4 protein-coding genes are annotated in these 20,674 nt (G+C 75.1%); 1 reads left to right on the top strand and 3 read right to left on the bottom strand.

Annotation, left to right across the window (positions count from 1 at the left end; all coding sequences use genetic code 11):
* Positions 1-17 precede the first annotated feature (17 nt).
* Positions 18-830 (bottom strand): NAD(+) diphosphatase, encoded by an 813-nt coding sequence (nudC, locus tag ACPOLB_RS09345; protein WP_425261068.1) that lies wholly within the window; start codon positions 828-830, stop codon positions 18-20.
* A gap of 120 nt (positions 831-950) precedes the next feature.
* Here nudC and ACPOLB_RS09340 point away from each other — a divergent pair, with 120 nt between their 5' ends.
* Positions 951-1,490 (top strand): queuosine precursor transporter, encoded by a 540-nt coding sequence (locus ACPOLB_RS09340; RefSeq protein WP_425261067.1) that lies wholly within the window; start codon positions 951-953, stop codon positions 1,488-1,490.
* A gap of 22 nt (positions 1,491-1,512) precedes the next feature.
* On the opposite strand, the gene ACPOLB_RS09335 is transcribed toward ACPOLB_RS09340, so the two are convergent.
* Together ACPOLB_RS09335 and ACPOLB_RS09330 are read right to left on the bottom strand one after the other, a co-directional pair.
* Positions 1,513-2,895: a caspase family protein gene (locus ACPOLB_RS09335; RefSeq protein ID WP_425261066.1), complete on the bottom strand. Its 1,383-nt coding sequence runs from the start codon at positions 2,893-2,895 to the stop codon at positions 1,513-1,515.
* A 43-nt stretch (positions 2,896-2,938) separates the two neighbouring features.
* Positions 2,939-20,647 carry an autotransporter-associated beta strand repeat-containing protein gene (locus tag ACPOLB_RS09330; RefSeq protein WP_425261065.1) on the bottom strand — a complete coding sequence of 5,903 codons (17,709 nt, stop codon included), beginning with the start codon at positions 20,645-20,647 and terminating at the stop codon, positions 2,939-2,941.
* Positions 20,648-20,674: the final 27 nt, after the last annotated feature.

Below are 20,674 nucleotides of genomic sequence, written 5' to 3'. Positions count from 1 at the left end.
CGCCGGCCGCGCCGCGGCTACAGCGGCAGGCGGCCGTCGCGCAGCGCCTGGGCGGTGTCGCGGATCAGGTGGCCGCTGATCGAGAAGCGCGGCGGGATCGCCGGCAGCGCGTCGAGCCCGAACCACTGCGCGTCCTCGATCTCGTCGGCCTGGCGCACGATGGCGCCGCCGGTCCAGCGTGCTGTGAACGCGACCATCAGGCTGTGCGGGAACGGCCAGCTCTGGCTGCCGTAGTAGCGCAGGTCGGCCACCTGCACGCCGGTTTCCTCGGCCACCTCGCGCACGACGCAGTCTTCCAGCGATTCGCCCGCTTCCACGAAACCTGCCAGCGCGCTGTACATGCCGGCGGTGAAGTGCGGCGCGCGCGCCAGCAGCAGCTCGCCTTCCCGCCACACCAGAGCCATCATGGCCGGGCTCAGCCGCGGGTAGGCGGTGTGGCCGCAGGCCGGGCAGCGGCGGGCGCGTTCGTGCGCGGCGAGTTCGGTGGCGGTGCCGCACACGCCGCAGAAGCGGTGGCTGCGGTCCCATTCGAGCACCTGCGCGGCGCGACCGGCCAGCGCCATCAGCGGCCCCGGCAGCGCCATCATCGCGGCGCGCAGCGGCAGCCGGCGGTGGCCCGCCGGCACGGCCTCGGCGCGCAGCGCCCAGCAGTCCAGCGCGTCGAGCCGCCCCAGGTAGTGGCGCTGCGGGGCGTCGAACGCGGTCGCCGGCTGCGGCAGCAGCGTCGGCGTGTCGGCATCGACCAGCAGCAGCTGGCCGTCGACGAAGACGAAGTGCCAGGCCTGGGCGCTGGCGACGGGGGCGGGCTGGATGGCGGGCACGAACTGCATGGTGCGGCGCACTGTACCCGCCGCGCCGGCGCAGCCCGCTGCGTCGGGCGGGCGGAACGGCGACGGAACGGCGACGGAACGGCGACAATCGCGGGTTTCCCCGATTTCGAGCCCCGCACCATGCCGACCTACACCCTCGCCCAGCTGTGGCGCCCGATCGCCGCGATGGCGTTCGTGATCGTGCTGTCCAACGTCGCCGTGCAGTTCCCGATCGGCGACTGGCTGACCTGGGGCGCCTTCACCTATCCGCTGGTCTTCCTGGTGTCGGACCTGACCAACCGCGCCGTCGGCCCGGTGGCCGCGCGGCGCGTGGCCTGGGTGGGCTTCGCGGTGGCGGTGGCGGTGTCGCTGGCGCTGGCGCCGTGGCGCATCGCGCTGGCGTCGGGCGCGGCCTTCCTGTTCTCGCAGCTGATGGACGTGGCGGTGTTCAACCGCCTGCGCCGGCAGAGCTGGTGGAAGGCGCCGCTGATCGGCTCGCTGGTGGCCTCGGTGGTGGACACCGGCGTGTTCTTCTTCCTCGCCTTCGCGGGCAGCGGCATGGACTGGCTGCAGCTGGCGGCCGGCGACCTGGCGGTAAAGGCGGCGATGGCGGCGCTGCTGCTGGCGCCGTACCGCGCGATGCTGCCGCGCCTGCAGCTGTGGGTGCCGGCGGCGCGCTGACGCCGCTTGCGGGCAGCGGCAGCTACTTGCGCGTGTTGTCCAGCGACGGCGGCGGCGTGTAGCCCAGCTCGCGCGCACGCGCCTCGTACTGCGCGGCGAGCAGCGGCTGGTTGACGCGCCGGTAGTGCAGCGCCAGGTCGTAGCTGGCGATGCCGTTGCCCAGCGCGGCGGCGTACTGCATCCAGCCTTCGTAGCGGCCCGGCGCATCGCTGCGGCTGCCGTAGTCGTCGGTGGTGGCGGGCTGGCGGCTGTACCAGCGGCCCAGGCGGGCGGCCGCGTCCTTGTCGCCGCGGCCGGCCTTGGCCAGATCGGTCTGCAGGTCGGCGGGCAGCTCGCGTGCGCCGGTGAAGGCGCTGCGGTACAGCCGCACGTCGTTGCGGCGCAGGATCTGCGCGGCCTCGGTGGCGCCGTCGCGCGCGACCTGCGCGCTGCCGGCCAGCGTGCTCGCAGGGTGGTTCTTCAGGTACTCGGCCGACAGCCGCGCCACTTCGGCGGGCCAGACCGTGGCCTCCAGCCGCTGCCAGTCGCCGGCCTCGTCGCTCGTGTTGAAGCGCGGCGGCGCGGCGGCGGCTTCGGGCGGCCGCGGCGCCAGGCGGCGCCGCACCTGCGTGTTCTCGGCGATGAACGGAAACTGCGCGAACTGCCGCAGCAGCGGCACCGGGTGGTTCAGCATCGTCTGCTGCACGTCGGTCTTCACCAGCCGGAACAGGTCGCTGAAGGTGATCTCGCCCGAGGCCGAGGCCAGCAGCTTCACCAGCGAGGCGGTGTAGAAGGTGTTGCGCGTGTCGTCGGCCGGGGCGATGGCCGGCCTGCCGGCGCCGGTGGCAAACGCGATCAGGCAGCCCGGGGGCGCCTCGACCTGGTTCAGGCCGTCGCCCTGCAGTGCCGAGACCAGCGATGTGCGGCAGGCATCGACCACCGCGATCGTCAGCCCCTGGGGCCGCGTGGGCAGCTGGCCGACGACGTCGTTGGTGAGCGTCAGGCTGCCGCGGATCAGCGTGTCGGGCCGCGCCTTCGGGCTCAGCCGCGCCGAGACCAGCAGGTTCTCGGCGTCGACCTGCGCCCCATGCCCCGAGAAGTAGAAGAACACGGTCGCGTCCGGCGGCGCTGCACGCACGGTGGCGCTGAACTGCTGCAGCAGGGCGCGCGCGCCGGGCAGGTCGAGGTCCAGGCCCTCGGTGACGGTGAAGCCGCGCTGCTCCAGCGCCGCCTTCAGGTCGCGCACGTTCTTGTGGATCGGCGGCAGGTCTTCGCCGTCGGGGTACTCGCGGTTGCCGATCAGCAGCGCCAGCCGCGGCGGCTCGGCGCCGGCGGGCGCGGGCTCTGCCGGCTGGGCCAGTGCCGCCGGAAGGAGCGCGCCGCCTGCGAGCGCGCCCAGCACGCTGCGGCGGTCGATGAGGGGCAAGGAGCGGGCGTGTCGTGGCATCGGGCGCAGTATCCCCCAGACCTCAGGGCGCGCACGCCAGGCTGCCCTCGGCCGGCGTGCAGCCCTCGGGCGCGCGCGCGCCCTCGGTGCCCACCGTGGCCGGGCGGCCGGGGCCCACTTCGGCGATGACGCCGGCACGCAGCCGCACCGCCACGTTCTCGGTGCGCACCGCGTCGTCGAAGCGCTCCTTGCGCGCGCCCTCGGACACCGACACCGTGGCCGCGATCGAGCCCGAGACCTGCGGCGTCACCGGCAGCACGCCGTTGTAGAAGACCGGGATCTCGGTCTGCAGTCCGGCACCGTCGAAGAAGAAGGTGTAGCCCCCCACCGGCGGGCCGCTCAGCACCACCGCGGTGGACCCGCGCGCGCCGTTGCGCGGCAGCACCGTGATGTAGCCGCTGTCCAGCGGCAGCGTGCGGTTGCCCCAGGCACGGCTGCCGACGTTGATGGCGATCTCGTTGCCGCCGCCCTGCCCGAACGGCGCGCTGATCAGGAAGGCCGCGTCGCTCAGCTCCAGCGTCAGCGCCGGCAGCGCCGTGGTGGTGCCGGCGAGGTTGTCGAAGGGCAGCCGCGCGGCGATCACCGCGCCCGGCGCGGTGCGCAGTTGGTCGGCGCGGATCGCGACCACGTCGGCCTCGATGCCGGCGCCGCCCACGCGCACGCTGCTGCCTTCCACGCGCACGCGGCTCTGCAGCGAGACCTCCTGCGTGCCGCCGCCGAAGTTGACGCTGGTGATGTTGCCGGCCCACGGCGCCACCGCGCCGCCGCTGCGCACTTCCAGGCTGCCCGCGAAGCGGTTGTCCGCGGCCTGCAGCTGCACCGAGCCGCCGTTCTCGGCCAGCACCTGCAGCGCGGCCGCCTCGGCCACGTCGATGCGGCTGCCGGCGGTCTGGCGCACGACGTCGGTGGTGAAGGCGATCTGCCGCTGCGCCGGGCTGAGCCGGCCGACCAGGTCGGCATCGGGCGCCTGCGCCGTGGCCGCGGCCGACGACACCAGTGCCAGCGTGCCGCCGGCCACGGTCAGCGTGTCCTGCATCGACAGCACGCCGGCCGACACGGTGCCCCCGGCCGCCACGTCGACGCGGCCCAGCACGAGGTCGCGGCGCACGCCGGCCTCGCTGCCGCTGTCGAGCGCCAGCGCGCCGGCGGCGTCGATGGCGACGCTGCTGCCCCAGCGGTTGCCGGCGTTCACGGCCGTGATCGCCTGGCCGCGCAGCGTGACCGCCGCGCCGCCCGCAGCGATGGCCGCGCCCTGCAGCGTGATGTCGCCGCTGGCGGCCAGCAGGCCGGCCAGCGTGACGTCACCCTGCGCGGCGATGCCGCGCAGCGTCTCGTCGCCACCCAGCACCAGCGCGGCGCCCGCCGCCACGGCCACGTCGCCGTTGTCGGGCAGCTGCTCGCTGCCGGTGGTGGCGAGCGTGCCACTGGCGACCGTGGTGCCGCCGGTGTAGGTCTTGTTGCCGCCGCTGAAGCGCACGGTGCCGCTGCCGGCCTGTTCGAAGCCGCCGCTGCCACTGATCGGCTGGGCGAACGCCACCTCGTCGGCGCGGGCCGACCGCAGCAGGCCGTCGACGACGAAGCCGCTGCTGGCAACGCTGCCGGCGCTTGCTCCGTTTCCGATGGTCAGCGTGCCCGCCTCCACCCGCGTGAGGCCGGTGTAGGTGTTGGTGCCGGTGAGCGTGAAGCTGCCGCTGCCCTGCTTGGTGAGCCCGCCGCTGCCGCCGATGCTGCCGGCGAAGCTGGTGTCGGCACCGCTGGCGCCGGTGGACAGCACGGCCGCACCCAGCGCCAGCGCACCGGCGCCGGCCAGGCTGCCGATGCGTTCGTTGCCGCCCAGCACCAGGGCCGCGCCGCCGGCGACCGTCAGCGCCGGCAGCGCCTGCAGCCGGCTGCCGCCGACCAGGGTCAGCGTGCCGCTGTCCACGCGCAGCGTGGTCGCGGCGCTGCTGCCGGCCAGCCGGCTGGCGCCCTGGCTGACGAGCGTGCCACCGCCCAGGTCGGCCAGCACGTTGCCGCTGTCCAGCGTGGTGGTGGTGGCGTCGAGGCGGCCGCTGCCGGCCAGCGTGCCCTGCAGCAGCAGGCTGGCGATGGCGTCGTTGCCGTTCAGCGTCAGGGTGGCGCCGCTGGCCACCGACACGTCGGCGCCATTGGCGAGCCGGTCTGCGGCGGTCAGCGTGAGCGTGCCGGTCTGCACGTCCACCGTGCCCGCGGCCGAGGTGCCGGCCAGCGTGCTGCTGCCGCGCGTGACCAGCAGCCCCGCGCCCAGGTTGGCGTCGGCACGGCCACTGTCGAGCGTGGCGCCGGTGCTGGCGCTGAGCGTGCCGCTGCCGGCCAGCGTGCCGCGCAGCAGCAGGCTGCGCACGGTGTCGTCGCCGGCCAGCGCCAGCGTGGCGCCGCTGGCCACGGTGACGTCGCTGGCATCGGCCAGCCGGTTGCTGCCCTGCAGCGCCAGCGTGCCGGCCTGCACCAGCGTGCTGCCGCCGTAGCTGTTCGCGCCCGACAGCGTGAAGGTGCCGGTGCCCTGCTTGACGAGGCCGCCGCTGCCGGCGACGACGCCGGCGAAGCTGCTGTCGCCGCCGCTGCCGGTGGACAACGTGGCGGCGCCCAGCGCCACCGTGCCGCTGCCGGCCAGCGAGCCCAGCGTCTCGTTGCCGCCCAGCACCAGCGTCGCGCCGCCGTCCACCGTGGTGGCGGGCGCGCTGCCCAGGCGGTTGGCGCCGGCCAGCGTGAGCGTGCCGCCGGTCAGGCGCAGCGTGCTGACGGTGGCGGTGCCGTCGATGCGGCTGTCGCCCGCCGACACCAGGCTGCCGCCGACCAGGGCGGTCGCGATGCGGCCGCCGTCGAGCGTGCTGCTGGTGGCGGTCAGCGTGCCGGGGCCCTGCAGCGTGCCCGCCAGCGCCAGGCTGCCGATGCGGTCGCTGGCGGTCATGGCCAGCGTGGCGCCGCGGGCCACCGTGACGGCGTTGCCGTCGGCCAACGTGTCGGCGCCGGCCAGCGCCAGCGTGCCGCCATCGACCGTGGTGCCGCCGCTGTAGAGGTTGTCGCCCGCCAGCGTGAAGGTGCCGGTGCCTTGCTTGACGAGGCCGCCGGTGCCGGCGATGACGCCGCCGAAGCTGCTGTCGCCGCCGCTGCCGGTGGTGAGCGTGGCCGCACCCAGCGCGACGCTGCCGCTGCCGGCCAGCGTGCCCAGGCTTTCGTTGCCGCCCAGCGCCAGCGTGGCGCCCGCGGCGACGGCGGCCGCGGGCAGGGCCGTCAGCCGTGCGGCGCTGCCCAGCGTGAGCGTGCCGCCGGTCACCTGCACGGTGCTGGCGGCGCTGCTGCCGTCGAGCCGGCTGGCGCCGGTGCTCGTGAGCGTGCCGGTGCCGAGGTCGGCCGTGGCCGTGCCGCCGTCGAGCGCGTAGCTGGCCGCGGTGAGCGTGCCGCTGCCACCCAGCGTGCCCGCCAGCGCCAGGCTGGCGACGGTGTCGTCGCCGGCCAGCGTGGCCGTGGCGCCGGTCAGCACCGTCAGCGTGGCCGCATCGGCCAGCCGGTCGGCGGCCTGCAGCGCCAGCGTGCCGCTGCTGACCAGCACGTCGCCCGAGGCCAGCGTGCCGGCCACCGCCAGCGTGCCGCCGGTCACCGTGGTGCGGCCGGTGTAGGCCTGGTCGGCGGCCAGCGTGAACGTGCCGCTGCCCTGCTTGACGAGTTCGCCGCTGCCGCCGAGCACGCCGGCGAAGCTGGTGCTGGTGGCGTTGCCGGTGGTGAGCACGGCGCTGCCGAGCGCGACGCTGCCGCTGCCGGCGAGGCTGCCGAAGGTCTCGTTGCCGCCGAGCACCAGCGCTGCGCCGCTGGCGACGCTGACGGCCGGGGCCGCCAGCAGCCGCGCGGCGCTGCCGAACGTGAGCGTGCCGTCGTCGACGGTCACGGTGCTGGACGCCGCCGTGCCGGCCAGCGTGCTGGCCCCCCGCGCGACCAGCGCGCCACCGCCCAGGTCGGCCAGCACGGTGCCGCTGTCCAGCGTGGTGGTGCTGGCGGTCAGCGTGCCGCTGCCGGCCAGCGTGCCGGCCAGGGCCAGCGTGCCGACGGTGTCGTTGCCGGTCAGGGCCAGCGTGGCGCCGTCGGCCACGCTGACGCTGGCGCCGTCGGCCAGCCGGTCGGCTGCGGTCAGCGTCAGCGTGCCGGTGTCCACGGCCACGGTGGTGGCGGCGCTGCTGCCTTCGAGCCGGCTCGCGCCGGTGCTGCGCAGCGTGCCGGTGCCGAGGTCGGCACGCACGGTGCCGCCGTCGAGTGCGACGGTGGGGGCGGTCAGCGTGCCGCTGCCGTTGAGCGCGCCGGCCAGCGTGAGCCCGGCGACGCTCTGGTCGCCAGCCAGCGTCAGCGTGGCCGGGCTGGCGACGCTGACGGTGGTGTCGGCCTGCAGCCGCCCGGCGCCGTCGAGCGCCAGCGTGCCGTCCAGCACCGTGGTGCTGCCGGTGTAGGTGCTGGCACCGCCGAGCGTGAAGGTGCCGGTGCCTTGCTTGACGAGGCCGCCGGTGCCGGCGATGACGCCGCCGAAGCTGCTGTCGCCGCCGCTGCCGGTGGTGAGCGTGGCCGCACCCAGCGCGACGCTGCCGCTGCCGGCCAGCGTGCCCAGGCTTTCGTTGCCGCCCAGCGCCAGCGTGGCGCCGGCGTCGACGGTGGCCGCGGGCAGGGCCGTCAGCCGTGCGGCGCTGCCCAGCGTGAGCGTGCCGCCGGTCACCTGCACGGTGCTGGCGGCGCTGCTGCCGTCGAGCCGGCTGGCGCCGGTGCTCGTGAGCGTGCCGGTGCCGAGGTCGGCCGTGGCCGTGCCGCCGTCGAGCGCGTAGCTGGCCGCGGTGAGCGTGCCGCTGCCACCCAGCGTGCCCGCCAGCGCCAGGCTGGCGACGGTGTCGTCGCCGGCCAGCGTGGCCGTGGCGCCGGCCAGCACCGCCAGCGTGGCCGCATCGGCCAGCCGGTCGGCGGCCTGCAGCGCCAGCGTGCCGCCGCTGACCAGCACGTCGCCCGAGGCCAGCGTGCCGGCCACCGCCAGCGTGCCGGCGGTCACCGTGGTGCGGCCGGTGTAGGCCTGGTCGGCGGCCAGCGTGAACGTGCCGCTGCCCTGCTTGACGAGTTCGCCGCTGCCGCCGAGCACGCCGCCGAAGCTGGTGCTGGTGGCATTGCCGGTGGTGAGCACGGCGCTGCCGAGCGCGACGCTGCCGCTGCCGGCGAGGCTGCCGAAGGTCTCGTTGCCGCCGAGCACGAGCGCTGCGCCGCTGGCGACGCTGACGGCCGGGGCCGCCAGCAGCCGCGCGGCGCTGCCGAACGTGAGCGTGCCGTCGTCGACGGTCACGGTGCTGGACGCCGCCGTGCCGGCCAGCGTGCTGGCCCCCCGCGCGACCAGCGCGCCGCCGCCCAGGTCGGCCAGCACGGTGCCGCTGTCCAGCGTGGTGGTGCTGGCGGTCAGCGTGCCGCTGCCGGCCAGCGTGCCGGCCAGATCGAGCGTGCCGACGGTGTCGTTGCCGGTCAGGGCCAGCGTGGCGCCGTCGGCCACGCTGACGCTGGCGCCGTCGGCCAGCCGGTCGGCTGCGGTCAGCGTCAGCGTGCCGGTGTCCACGGACACGGTGGTGGCGCCCGAGCGGCCGGCCAGCGTGCTGCTGGCGGCCACCACGAGGCTGCCGCCGCCGAGGTCGGCGTTGACCGTGGCGCCCAGCAAGGTGGTGGTGGCGGCCGCCAGCGTGCCGCTGCCGTTCACCGTGCCGGCCAGCGTGGCGCTGCCGATCGTCTCGGTGCCCGACAGCTGCAGCGTGGCACCAGACGCCAGGTCCAGCGTGCTGGTGTCGTGCAGGCGTTCCGGCGCGGACAGCGCCAGCGTGCCGGCGGCCACGGTGGTGCTGCCGGTGTAGGTGTTGTTGCCGCCGAGCGTGAACGTGCCGCTGCCTTGCTTGACGAGGCTGCCGCTGCCGCTGAGCACGCCGTCGAACACGGTGTTGCTGGCGTTGCCGGTGGTCAGCGTGGCCGCGCCCAGCGCCAGCGCGCCGGCGCCGGCCAGGCTGCCGAAGGTCTCGTTGCCGCCGAGCTGCAGCGTCGCGCCCGCGGCCACGTCGACCTGCGGCGCCGCGCGCAGCAGGGCGGGGCCGCCAAGCAGCAGCGTGCCGTCCAGCACCGCGACGCTGGCGACATCGGCCGTGCCGTCGAGCTGGCTGGCGCCGCGGCTGCTGAGCGCGCCGCTGCCCAGCGCGGCCTGCACGCGCCCGCTGTCGAGCGCGATGCTGCCGGCCGACAGCGTGCCGCTGCCCGAGAGCAGGCCGGCCAGCGACAGGCTGGCGACGGTGTCGGTGCCGCCCAGTTGCAGCGTGCCGTCGCTGGCGACGACGACGTCCGCGGCGTCGCCGAGGCGGTCGTCGCCCACCGTGGACAGGCTGCCGTTTGCGATCTCGATGCGCGTGGCGTCGATGCGCGCCGTGGTGCTGTTGCTGCCGCTGGCCGTGACGGTGTCGGCCGCCAGGTCGGTGCCGACGGTGGCGCCGGTGAGCGTGGCCGTGGTGCTGCTGAGACGGCCGCTGCCGTTCAGCGTGCCCGCGAGCTGCAGGGTGGCGATGCGGTCGTCGCCGGTCAGCGTCAGTGTGGCGAGGCTGGCGACCGTGACGGCCGCGCCGTTGGCCAGCCGGTCGGGGGCCGTCAGCAGCAGCGTGCCGTCGTCGACGGTGATGCTGGCGAAATCCGCGCTGCCGGCCAGCGTGCTGCTGCCGCGGCTGGTGAGCGTGCTGCCGACGAGGTCGGCGTTCGCCGTGCCGTTGTCGAGCACGGTGGTGGTGGTGGTGAGCGTGCCGGGGCCCTGCAGCGTGCCGGCCAGCAGCAGGCTGCCGACGCGGTCGCTCGAGGTCATGGTCAGCGTGGCGCTGCCCGCGACCTCGACGCTGCTGCCGTCGGCCAGCGTGTCGGTGCCGGCCAGTGCCAGCGTGCCGGCCAGCACGCGGGTGCCGCCGCTGTAGAGGTTGTCGCCCGCCAGCGTGAAGGTGCCGGAGCCGACCTTGTCGAGCGCGCCGGTGCCCGTGAGCACGCCGCCGAAGCTGCTGTCGCCGCCGCTGCCGGTGGTGAGCGTGGCTGCGCCCAGCGCGACGCTACCGTTGCCGGCCAGCGTGCCGAAGCTTTCGTTGCCGCCCAGCGCCAGCGTGGCACCGGCAGCGACCGTGACTGCAGGCAGGTCGGTCAGCCGTGCGGCGCTGCCCAGCGTGAGCGTGCCTCCGTCCACGTTCAGCGTGCCGGCGGCCACCGTGCCGTTCAGCGCGCTGCTGCCGGTGCTCTCCAGCACCCCGGCGCCCAGCTGCGTGTTGGCGGTGCCGTCGGCCAGCACGTAGCGCGCGGCCGTCAGGGCGCCGCTGCCGTCCAGCGTGCCGCGGCTGGCGGGGCCGTCGCCCAGCTCCAGCCGGCCCACGGTCTCGGCATGGTCCAGCACCAGCGTCGAATTGCCGCGCACCACCAGCACGGCGCTGTCGGACAGCGTGGCCGCGGGGCCCAACGTGAGCGTGCCGCCTTCGACGGTGACGCTGCCGGCGCCCACCGCGGCCGTGACGCTGCTGGCGCCCAGCGACGTGAGCGCGCCGCCGCCGAGCGCCGCGTCCACCGTGCCGCCGTTCAGCGCGTAGGTGGCGGCGCTGAGCGTGCCGCTGCCGAGCACGCTGCCTTCCAGCAGCAGTGCGGCGATGGTGTTGTTGCCGTTCAGCACCAGGCTGCCGAATGCGTCGACCTGCACTGTGGCGTCGGTGGCCAGCCGCTGCACGCCCTGCAGCGTGAGGCTGCCGCCGAGCACGGTGACGTCGGTCGCGGCGACCGTGCCGAACAGGCGGCTGGCGCCGGTGGACGTGAAGACCCCGCTGCCGAGCGCCGCGTTCACGCCCAGCGTGCCGCCGTCGAGGCTGTAGGTGGCGGCCGTGAGCAGGCCGCTGCCGCCGAGCGTGCCGGCCAGCGACAGGCTGGCGGCCGTCTCGTTGCCGTTCAGGTCGAAGCCGGCATCGGCCAGCACCGTGATCGCCGGCGTGGCCGTGAACTCGCCGGCGGCTCCCAGCGTCAACGTGCCTGCCTCCACGCGCACCACGGTGGCGGCCGAGGTGCTGTTGATGGTGGTGTTGCCGGTGACGATGAACTCGCCGCCGCCGAGCGGGCTGTCGAAGGTGCCGCCGTCGCTCTCGGTGACCGCGGCCGACACGGTGCCGGTGCCGCTGCGCTGGCCGCCGGTCAGGATCAGCCGGCCCACGGTCTCGGTGAAGTTGGTGGTCAGCGTGGCGCCGCCGAACACGCGCAGCCGGGTGTCGTCGGCCAGGCGCTCGGCGGCCCCGAGCGTCAGCGTGCCGGCGCGCACGTTGACGAACTCGGCCGTGGACTGGCCGTCGAGCCGGCTCAGGCCGCGCGACTCCAGCGTGCCGTCGCCCAGCGTCACGCCGCTGCCGACGAGGCCGCCGTCCAGGTCGTAGCCGATGTCGGTGGTGGTGGAGGCGATCAGCGTGCCGGTGCCGAGGATGCGGCCCGACAGCTCCAGCGTGTCCACCGTCTCGTTGCCGTTCAGCACCAGCGTGGCGCCCGTGCCGTCGCTCGGGCCGTCGATCGTGAGGGTGGCGTTGTCGGCCAGGCGCTCGGGGCTGCCGAGCGTCAGCGTGCCGCCCTCGACCTGCACCGTGGTCGCGGCCGCAGTGCCGTCGAGCCGGCTGCTGCCGGTGCTGGTGAGCGTGCCGGTGCCCAGGTTCGCGAGCACCGTGCCGCCGGCCAGCGCGTAGCTGCCGGCCGTGAGCGTGTGGCCGATGCCGTCGAGCGTGCCCGACAGGTTCAGCTGCGACACCGTTTCGTCGCCGCCCAGCACCAGCGTCGCACCGGTGCCGACGCCCACCGTGGCGCCGCCGGCCAGGCGGCCCGCGCCCACCAGCGTCAGCGTGCCGGTGTCCACGTCCAGCGTGGTGGCGCCCACGCTGTTCTCGACGCGTGTGCTGCCGTCGCTGCGCAGCGTGCCGGCGCCCAGCGCTGCGGTCGCGACGCCGCCGTCCTGCAGCGCGTAGGTGGTGGCGGTGAGCGTGCCGCTGCCCGACAGCGTGCCGGCCAGGTTCAGCTGCGTGATGCTCTCGTTGCCGCCCAGTGCCAGCGTGGCGCCGCTGTCGACGCTGACGGTGGCGCCGCCGGCCAGCCGGCCGGCGCCGACCAGCGTGAGCGTGTCGGCCACCGTGATGCTGGTGGCGGCCGCGGTGCCGGCGAGCGTGCTGCTGCCGCTGCTGTCGAGCGTGCCGGTGCCCAGGTTCGCGCCCGCCGCCACGGTGCCGCTGCTCAGCGTGTAGCTCGTGGCGCTGAGCGTGCCGCTGCCGTCCAGCGTGCCGGCCAGCTGCAGGCTGCCGACGGTGTCGTTGCCGCCCAGTTCCAGCGTGGCGCCCGTGGCCACGCTGACGGCGGTGCCGTCGGCCAGGCGGTTGCTGCCCGACAGCACCAGCGCGCCGTCCAGCACCTGCGTGGCGCCGCTGAAGGTGTTGCTGCCCGACAGCGTGAAGCTGCCGCCGCCGTCCTTGGACAAGCCGCCGCTGCCGGCGATGGCGCCGCTGAACAGCGTGCTCTCGCCGTTGCCGCCGGTGGTCAGCGTGAAGCCGGACAGCGCCACGTTGCCGGCGCCTGCCAGCGCGCCGATGGTTTCGCTGCTGTTCAACTGCAGCGTCGCGCCGGCCGCCACGTCCACGCGCGCGCCGTCGCCGATGGCGGCACCGCCGGCCGTGGCCAGCGTGCCGGCGCTCACCAGCGTGAGTCCGTCGTAGCTGTTGGCCGCCGACAGCGTGGCAGTGCCGGTGCCGGTCTTGGTGAGGCCGAAACTGCCCAGGCCGTCGCTGACGCTGCCCGACAGCACGAGGCCGCTGCCGACGCCGCTGCTGGTGCTGGACAGCGTGCTCGCCGCGGACAGCGTCAGTGCGCCGCTGAGCGTGCCGGCGCCGCTGCTGTTGGCCAGCGTACCGCCTGCGCTGTCGACCGCGTTGCCGATGCTGGCGCCGCCGGCGAGGTCGAGCGTGGCGCCGCTGGCCAGCTGCACGCTGCCGGTGCCGACCTGCGCCGCAGCACCCGACAGGCGCAGCGTGCCGGCGTCGATGCGCGTGCCGCCGGCGTAGCCGCTGGCCGCGGTGAGCGTGGTGGTGCCGCTGCCGGTCTGTTCGAGCGCACCGCTGCCGCCGATGGCGGCGGCGATCGCCACCGCATCGCTGCGCGCGATGCGCAGCGTGCCGTCGTTCGTGACCGCGCCGCTGCCCAGCGTGCCGGCGCTGCCGCCGTTGCCGATCTGCAGCGTGCCGGCGCTGATGGCCGTGGTGCCGGTGTAGCCGTTGTCGGCGGCGAACACCGTGGTGCCGCTGCCGGCCTGCTCGATGCCGCCGCTGCCGCCCAGTGCGCTGGAGACGACCAGCGTGTCGCTGCGCGCGAAGCGCAGCGTGGCGTTGTTCGTGACCGCGCCGCTGCCCAGCGTGCCGCTGCTGCCGCCGTTGCCCACCTGCAGCGTGCCGGCGCTGACCAGCGTGGTGCCGGTGTAGCTGTTGTCGGCCGTCAGCACCGTGGTGCCGCCGCCGACCTGGGCCAGGCTGCCGCTGCCGCTGACGGTGTTGTGAAGCAACAGCGTGTCGCTGCGGTTGATGCGCAGCGTGCCGCTGTTGGCAATGCCGCCGCTGCCCGCGCTGCCGCTGGCGCCGCCGCTGCCCAGGGTCAGCGTGCTGCCGGCGGCGACGGTGGTGTCGCCGTGGCTGTTGTCGGCGCCCAGGACGACCGTGCCCGCGCCGATGGCGACCGATGCCGTGGCGCCGTCGATGCTGCGGGCGATGGTCAGCGTGCTGCCGCTGCCGTCGAGCGTGAGCGTGCTGGTGCCGGCCAGCGCCAGCGTCGTGCCCGCCGCCAGCGTGCCGCCGCCGGCGGCGCTGCTGCGCAGCGTGGCATCGCCCAGCGCGACGAGCGTGTTGGCCACGCTGGCGCCGCTGGTGATGTCGAGCGTGGTGGCGTCGGCCAGCGTGATGCTGCCGCTGCCGGCCCGGCCGCTGCCGGTCAGGCGCAGCGTGCCGGCGTTCACCGTGGTGCCGCCGCTGTAGCCGTTCACGGCCGTGAGCGTGGTGGTGCCGGTGCCGGCCTGGTCGAGGGCGCCGGTGCCGCTGACCGTGTTGGCGATCACCAGCGTGTCGTTGTGGTTCACGCGCAGCGTGGCGTCGTTCGTGACCGCGCCGCTGCCCAGCGTGCCGGTGCCGCCGCCGTTGCCCAGCTGCAGCACGCCGGCGCCGAGGGTGGTGGTGCCGCTGTAGCTGTTGTCGGCCGTCAGCACCGTGGTGCCGCTGCCGGCCTGCACCACGCTGCCGCTGCCGCCGATGGTGTTGCCGACCACCAGCGTGCTGCTGCCGTCGCGGTCGAAGCGCAGCGTGGCGTTGTTCGTGATGGCGCTGGCGCTGGCGATCGCGCCGCTGCTGCCGCCGTTGCCGATGGCCAGCGTGCCGGCGCTGATGAGCGTGGAGCCGGTGTAGGTGTTGGTGCCGGTGAGCGCGGTGCTGCCGGTGCCGAGCTGCGTGACGCCGCCTGCGCCGCCGATGGTGTTGGCGACTGCTACCGCGTCGTTGCGGTTGAAGCGCAGGGTCGCACCGCTGGCGACCGTGACCGCGCCGCTGCCCAGCGTGCCGGCGCTGGCGCCGCTGCCCACGGTCAGCGTGCCGGCGCCGATGCTGGTGGCGCCGCCATACGTGTTGTCGGCGGCGAAGGTGACGTTGCCGCTGCCGGTCTTGGCCAGCCCGAAGCCGCTGCCGCCGTCGCCGATGGCGCCGCTGAATGTGAGGCCGTCGGCCGTGCTGCCCACGCTGCTGGCGGACAGCAGCGTCAGGGTACCGGACAGCGTGCCGCTGCCGCTGGTGTTGGTGACCAGCGCGCCGTCGCTGCTGACGGCGTTGGCGACCGTGGTGCCGTCGGAGATGTCGAGCGTGCTGCCCGCGGCCAGCTGCAGCGTGCCGGTGCCGGTGCTGCCGCTGCCCGTCAGGCGCAGCGTGGCACCGCTGGCGACCGCGATGCTGCCGTCCAGGCTGCCGCCCGTGCCCAGCAGCACGTCGCCGCCGCCGAAGGTGACGCTGGCCGTGCCTGCGCCGATGTCGAAGGCGCGTTCGATGCGCAGCTCGTCGCCGGTGCTCGACAGGGTCACGTTGCCGCTGGCCGGCAGCGCGATGGCCGGCCCGGCCGCGAGCGTGCCGGTGCCGCTGCTGTTGGTGATGGTGGCGCCGCTGTCCAGCGTGATGGCGTTGGCGACGCTGGCGCCGCCGAGGATGTCCAGGGTGTTGGCGCCCAGTGCGATGCTGCCGCTGCCGGCGGTGCCGCTGCCGCTGAGTGCCAGTGTGCCGGCGCTGACCGTGGTGCCGCCGCTGTAGCTGTTGGCCGCGGTGAGCGTGGTGCCGCCGCTGCCGGCCTGCACCAGCGCGCCGGTGCCGCTGATCGTGTTGGCCAGCACCTGCGTGTCGGTGTGCGCCACGCGCAGCGTGCCCGTCAGCGCCACGGCGCCGCTGCCGAGCGTGCCGGTGGTGCCGTTGTTGCCGAGCTGCAGCGTGCCGGCGCTGACGGTGGTGCCGCCGCTGTAGCTGTTGTCGGCCGTGAGGATGGTGGTGCCGCTGCCGGCCTGCACCACGTTGCCGGTGCCGCTGAGGGTGTTGCCCACCGCCAGCGCGGTGGTGGTGTCGCGGTCGAAGCGCAGCGTGCCGCCGACGGTGACCGTGCCGTCGCCCAGCGTGCCGGTGGCACCGCCGGTGCCCACGTTCAGCGTGGCGCCGCTGGCGATGGTGGTGCTGCCGTCGTAGGTGTTGGTGGCGCCGAGCACGACGTTGCCGCCGCCGACGGCCACGGCCCCGGTGGCCGGGCCGCCGATCGCGCCGTTCAGCGTGAGGCTGGCGCCCGTGCCGCTGCTCGACAGCGTGGTCGTGCTGCCGCTGCCCAGCGTGACCGTGGCGGTGCTGCCCAGCACCGCGGTGCCGGTGCCGGTGATGTTGCCGCCGTTGCTGGTGATGGTGTTGGCCACGGTGGCGCCGGCCACGGTGAGCGTGCCGGCATTCAGCGTGATGGCGCCGCTGCCGGCGACGCCGCTGCCCGAGACCCGCAGCGCGGCGCCGCTGGCCACCGTGGTGCCGCCGGCGTAGTCGCTGCCGGCCGTGGTCAGCACCACGGTGCCGCCACTGACGGCCACGGCGGCGCTGGCACCGCCCTGGTCGATGTCACGGTTGACCGTGAGCGTGCTGCTGCTGCCGGCGAGCGTCAGCGTGCGCGATGCATCCACGGCGAGGGTGCCGCTGCCGGTCAGCGTGCCACCGCCCGTGCCGGCGGTGATGCTGGCGTTGCCGGTGACGGCGATGTCGTTGCCGACCGTGGCGCCCACCAGGTTCAGCGTGGTGTCCGTGCCCAGCGTGATGCTGCCGGTGCCGGCCGTGCCCGTGCTGCTCAGGCGCAACGTGCCGCCGCTGACCGTGGTGCCGCCGGTGTAGTCGCTGGCGCCCGACAGCGTCAGCACGCCGCCGCCCGCCTTGGTCACGGCGCCGTCGCCCGTGATGGTGTTGGCAGCGGCCTGGGCGCTGCTGCTGGAGAAGGCGAGCGTGGTGCCGGCGTCCAGCGTCACGGCCCCGGTGCCCAGCGCACCGGCGCTGACGCCGCTGCCCACCTGCAGCGTGCCGCCGCTGACCAGCGTCGTGCCGCTGTAGGCGTTGCTGCCGGTCAGCACCGCGGTGCCGGGACCGGCCTGCTCCAGGTCGCCCGTGCCGCCGATGGCGTTGGCCAGCGTCAGCGTGCCGGTGCGCGCGAGCACCAGCGCGCCGTTGTTCGTGATGGCGCTGGTGCCCAGGGTTCCGGCGGAGCCGCCGACGGTGAGCGTGGCGCCGCCGGCGATGGTGGTGGCGCCGCTGTGGCTGTTGGCGGCCGTCAGCGTGACGTCGCCGCTGCCGATGCCCAGCAGCCCGGTGCCGCTGAGCGCGCCTGCCAGCGTCAGGCCGATGCCCGACAGGGTCGTCGTGCCGCTGCCCAGCGCGACCGTGCCGTTCAGCGTGCCGCTGCCGCTGCTGTTGCTGATGGCGCCGCCATTGCTGGTGATGGCGTTGTCGGCCGTCGCATTGACGAGGTCGAGCGTGCCGCCGTCGAGCGTGATGCTGCCGCTGCCCAGCGTGGCCGTGCCGCCCGACAGGCGCAGCGTGCCACCGTCGAGCGTGGTGCCGCCGCTGTGCGCGTTGGCCAGCGTCACCAGCACCGTGCCGCCGCTGACCGCGAGGCTGCCCGTGGTGGCGTCGAGCGCGCGCTCCAGCGCCAGCGTGCTGGTGGCGCCGCCGGCCAGCGTCAGCGTGGCGCCGTTGTCCAGGTCGAGCGCAAACGGGCCGCCGCCGGCGGCCAGCGTGCCGGTGCCGGTGCCCGTGCTGCTGCTGATCGTGGCGTCGCCCGCCAGCAGCAGGTCGTTGGCGACCGTGGCGCCGGCCGTGATGTCCAGCGTGGCACCGTCCTGCAGCGTGATGGCGGCCGTGCCGGCCACCCCAGTGCCGCTGACGCGCAGCGTGCTGGCGGTGGCGACATCGGTGGCGCCGGTGTAGGTGTTGAGCCCTGCGAGGTCGACCGTGCCGCTGGCCACCGAGACGGTCGGCGCGACGGTCACGACGGCGGGATCGGCGATGACCCGCTCGATGCGCAGCACGCTGCTGCCGCCGCCGGCCAGTGTCAGCGCGGTGTCGTCCACCAGGGCCAGCGGCCCGCCTCCGGCGGCCAGCGTGCCGTTGCCGATGCTGCTGCGCAGCGTGGCGCCGCCCGCCAGGACGATGTCGTTCGCGACGGTGGCGTCGTCGCGGATGTCCAGCGTCGCGCCGTCGGACAGCGCGATCGTGCCGCCGGCCACGCCGGCATCGCTGATGCCCAGCGTCGCGCCGGCCGCGACGTTCGTGTCCGAGGTGTAGGTGTTGATGCCCGACAGCACGACGGTGCCGCCGCTGACGTTCACCACCGGCGCCGTGGTGACGGCGGACGGGTCGGCGATGACGCGTGCGATCGTCAGCGTGCTGCTGGCGCCGCCTGCGAGCGTGAGTGTTTCGGCGTCGACCAGCGTCAGCGGGCCGCCGGCGGCGGCGAGCGTGCCGTTGCCGGTGGTGCTGCGCAGCGTGGCGCTGCCGGTCAGGTTCAGCACGTTGCCGACGCTGGCGTTGGTCGTGATGTCGAGCGTGGCGCCGTCGGCGAGCGCGATGGCGCCGGAGCCGACGTCGCTGCCGCTCTGGTCGATGCGCAGCGTGGCGCCGGCATCGACGGCCGTGGTGCCGGCGCGCGTGCCGTTGGCGCTCACGATCACGGTGCCGGCCGTCACCTGCAGCGCCCCGGTGGCGCCGCTCATGGCGCCATCGAGCGTGAGCCCGGTGCCGGCGCTGGACACTTGCGTGGTGGTGGCGTCGGTCAGCGCGAGCGCGCCGCTGAGCGTGCCGGTGCCGGTGCTGTTGGTGATGCTGCCGCCGCCGCTGGTGACGGCGTTGGCGATGCTGGCGCCCGAGGCGAGGTCGAGCACCGCGCCTGCGCCCAGCGACACCGCGCCGCTGCCGGCCTTGGCGGTGCCGGTGGACAGGCGCAGCGTGCCGTCGCTGACGACGGTGCCGCCGCTGTAGGTGTTGTTGGCCGTCAGGATCGTGGTGTCGCTGCCCGCCTGCGTGACGCTGCCGGTGCCACCGATGGCGACACCGATCGTCAGGTCGGCGCCGCCGCTGCGGTCGAACTTCAGCGTCGCGTTGTTGGTCACGGCGCCCGTGCCCAGCGTGCCGGCGGTGCCGCCCAGCGAGAGTGTGCCGGCGCTGATCGTGGTGTTGCCCACGTACGTGTTGGCGGCGCTCAGCACCAGTTCGCCGACGCCGGTCTTCACCAGGTTGGCGCCCGTGCCGCCGGTGATGGTGCCGTCGAGCGTGGACGTGCCACCGGTGACGTTGAAGGTGGTCGAGGCCGCCAGGTTGGCGCTGCCGTCGATGACGATGGAGGCGCCGCGCAGCGTGCCGCGCAGCTGGTGGATGCCGCTGCCGGGGCCGTTGCGGATCTCGAGCGTGCCGGTGCCGCCGTCGAGCGTGACGGCGGCCTGCATGTTGACGCGCCCGGTGGCGCTGGGGGTGGCGCCGGCGGCGTTGTCGCCGGCCAGCAGGCGCAGGCCTTCGCCGCCCGAGATGTTGGCGTTGACCAGGATGTCGCCGCCTGCCTGCAGCGTGAGCACGCCCGTGCCGGTGCGCGCGAGCGTGTCACCCGCGGCGACGGTGATGGTCTCCTTGGCCTGCAGCGTGACGCTGCCGTCGCCGCCGAGCAGGTCCTGGACGGCCTGCTTGGTGATGATGCTGTCGGCGGCCGCGAAGGTGTCGAAGCCAAAGGTGTCGTTCCCGGCGCCGCCGAGGTTGCCGTCGCCGATGTCGACGTTGCCGCTGCCGTTCACCGACGGATCGGCATCGCGGATCAGCAACGTCTTCGGGTCCAGCAGCAACGTGCCGGCCTGGCCCAGCGGAGCCGAGCGGTCCGAGGTGCCGAGGAAGGTCAGGTGCTCGGCACCCGAGACTTCGACGAAGCCGCCGTCGCCGCCCAGCGCGCCGCCGCGTGCGTCGGCCGCGCCCAGGAAGCGCGTGCCGCCGTCGGCCCACACGATCAGCTTGCCGCCATCGCCCTGCTGCGTGGCGCTGACGTCCAGCCGCGCGCCTTCCAGCACCGACACCATCCCGGCGTTCGGCAGCGCCGCGTTCCTGCCCTGGAAGTCGCCGCCCACCAGCAGCGTGCCGCCGCCGGCGCTGCCGGTGGCGTCGAGCACGGCCGTGCCGGCGATGCCGATGTTCTGCCCCAGCAACGTGATCTCGCCGCCCTGCGAGCCGGCCTCGGAGCCGCTGGCGTCGATGCGCCCGGCCACGGTGGTGATGCCGTCGCGGCCGCCGTCGATGACGATGCGCCCGCCGCGCTGCCCGATGCTGCGCGCCTGCACGACGCCGTCCATGTTCAGCACCGTGTCGGCGAAGCCTGCGCGTGCCGCGGCACGCACGTCGGCCACGCCGCCGTCGGCCAGCACGTTGCCCAGCAGCGACAGCCGGGTGCCGAGGCTGCCGTCGTTGCGCACGTTGAAGAAGATCAGGCCATCGCCTTCGACGTCGACCGTGACCTCGGTGGCGGCGGCCAGGCCGATGCGGCGGGCGTCGATGGTGCCGCGCTGCGTGAGCTGCGGCGCCACCAGGATGACGTTGCCGCCGGGGGCGGTGATCTGTCCGTCCTGCACCAGTTCGCCCGGCGTGCCCGCGCCGCGGCCGAGCACGATGCGGCCCGCCGCCACGTCCTCGCTGCTGATGGCGAGCGTGCTGGCCAGCAGCCCGCCCACGTCGACACGCGCGCTGGCGCCGAAAACGATGCCACGCGGGTTGATCAGCCAGACGCTGCCGTTGGACTGCAGGCTGCCGAAGATCTGCGACGGGTCGTTGCCGAGCACCCGGTTGAGCAGCACCGAGCTGCTGCCGGGCTGCGTGACGACGACGCGCTCGTTGGCGCCGATCGAGAAGCTGGTCCAGTCGATGCCGGCGCGCTGCGTCGTCTGCGTGATGTCGAGCTGGTTCGGTGCCGTCTGCCGCACCGTGGTCTGGCCGAAGCTCGGGACCGCGTCCTGCGGCAGCGCCAGGCCTCCTTGCGCCGCGCCCAGCAGGCAGACCGCGATGCTGATCGGACGCAGCGGCACGCTGTGGTGGCGTCGGGCAGGGCGGTTCGGCAACATGGGGCGCATGGTGGGTCTCGGGCTGTCGGCCGGTGG

The sequence above is a fragment of the Rubrivivax soli genome (assembly GCF_049810355.1).
Lineage (GTDB): Bacteria > Pseudomonadota > Gammaproteobacteria > Burkholderiales > Burkholderiaceae_C > Rubrivivax.
The sequence above is the reverse complement of the archived record's forward strand: the minus strand, read 5'-3'. Positions and strand labels throughout refer to the sequence as shown.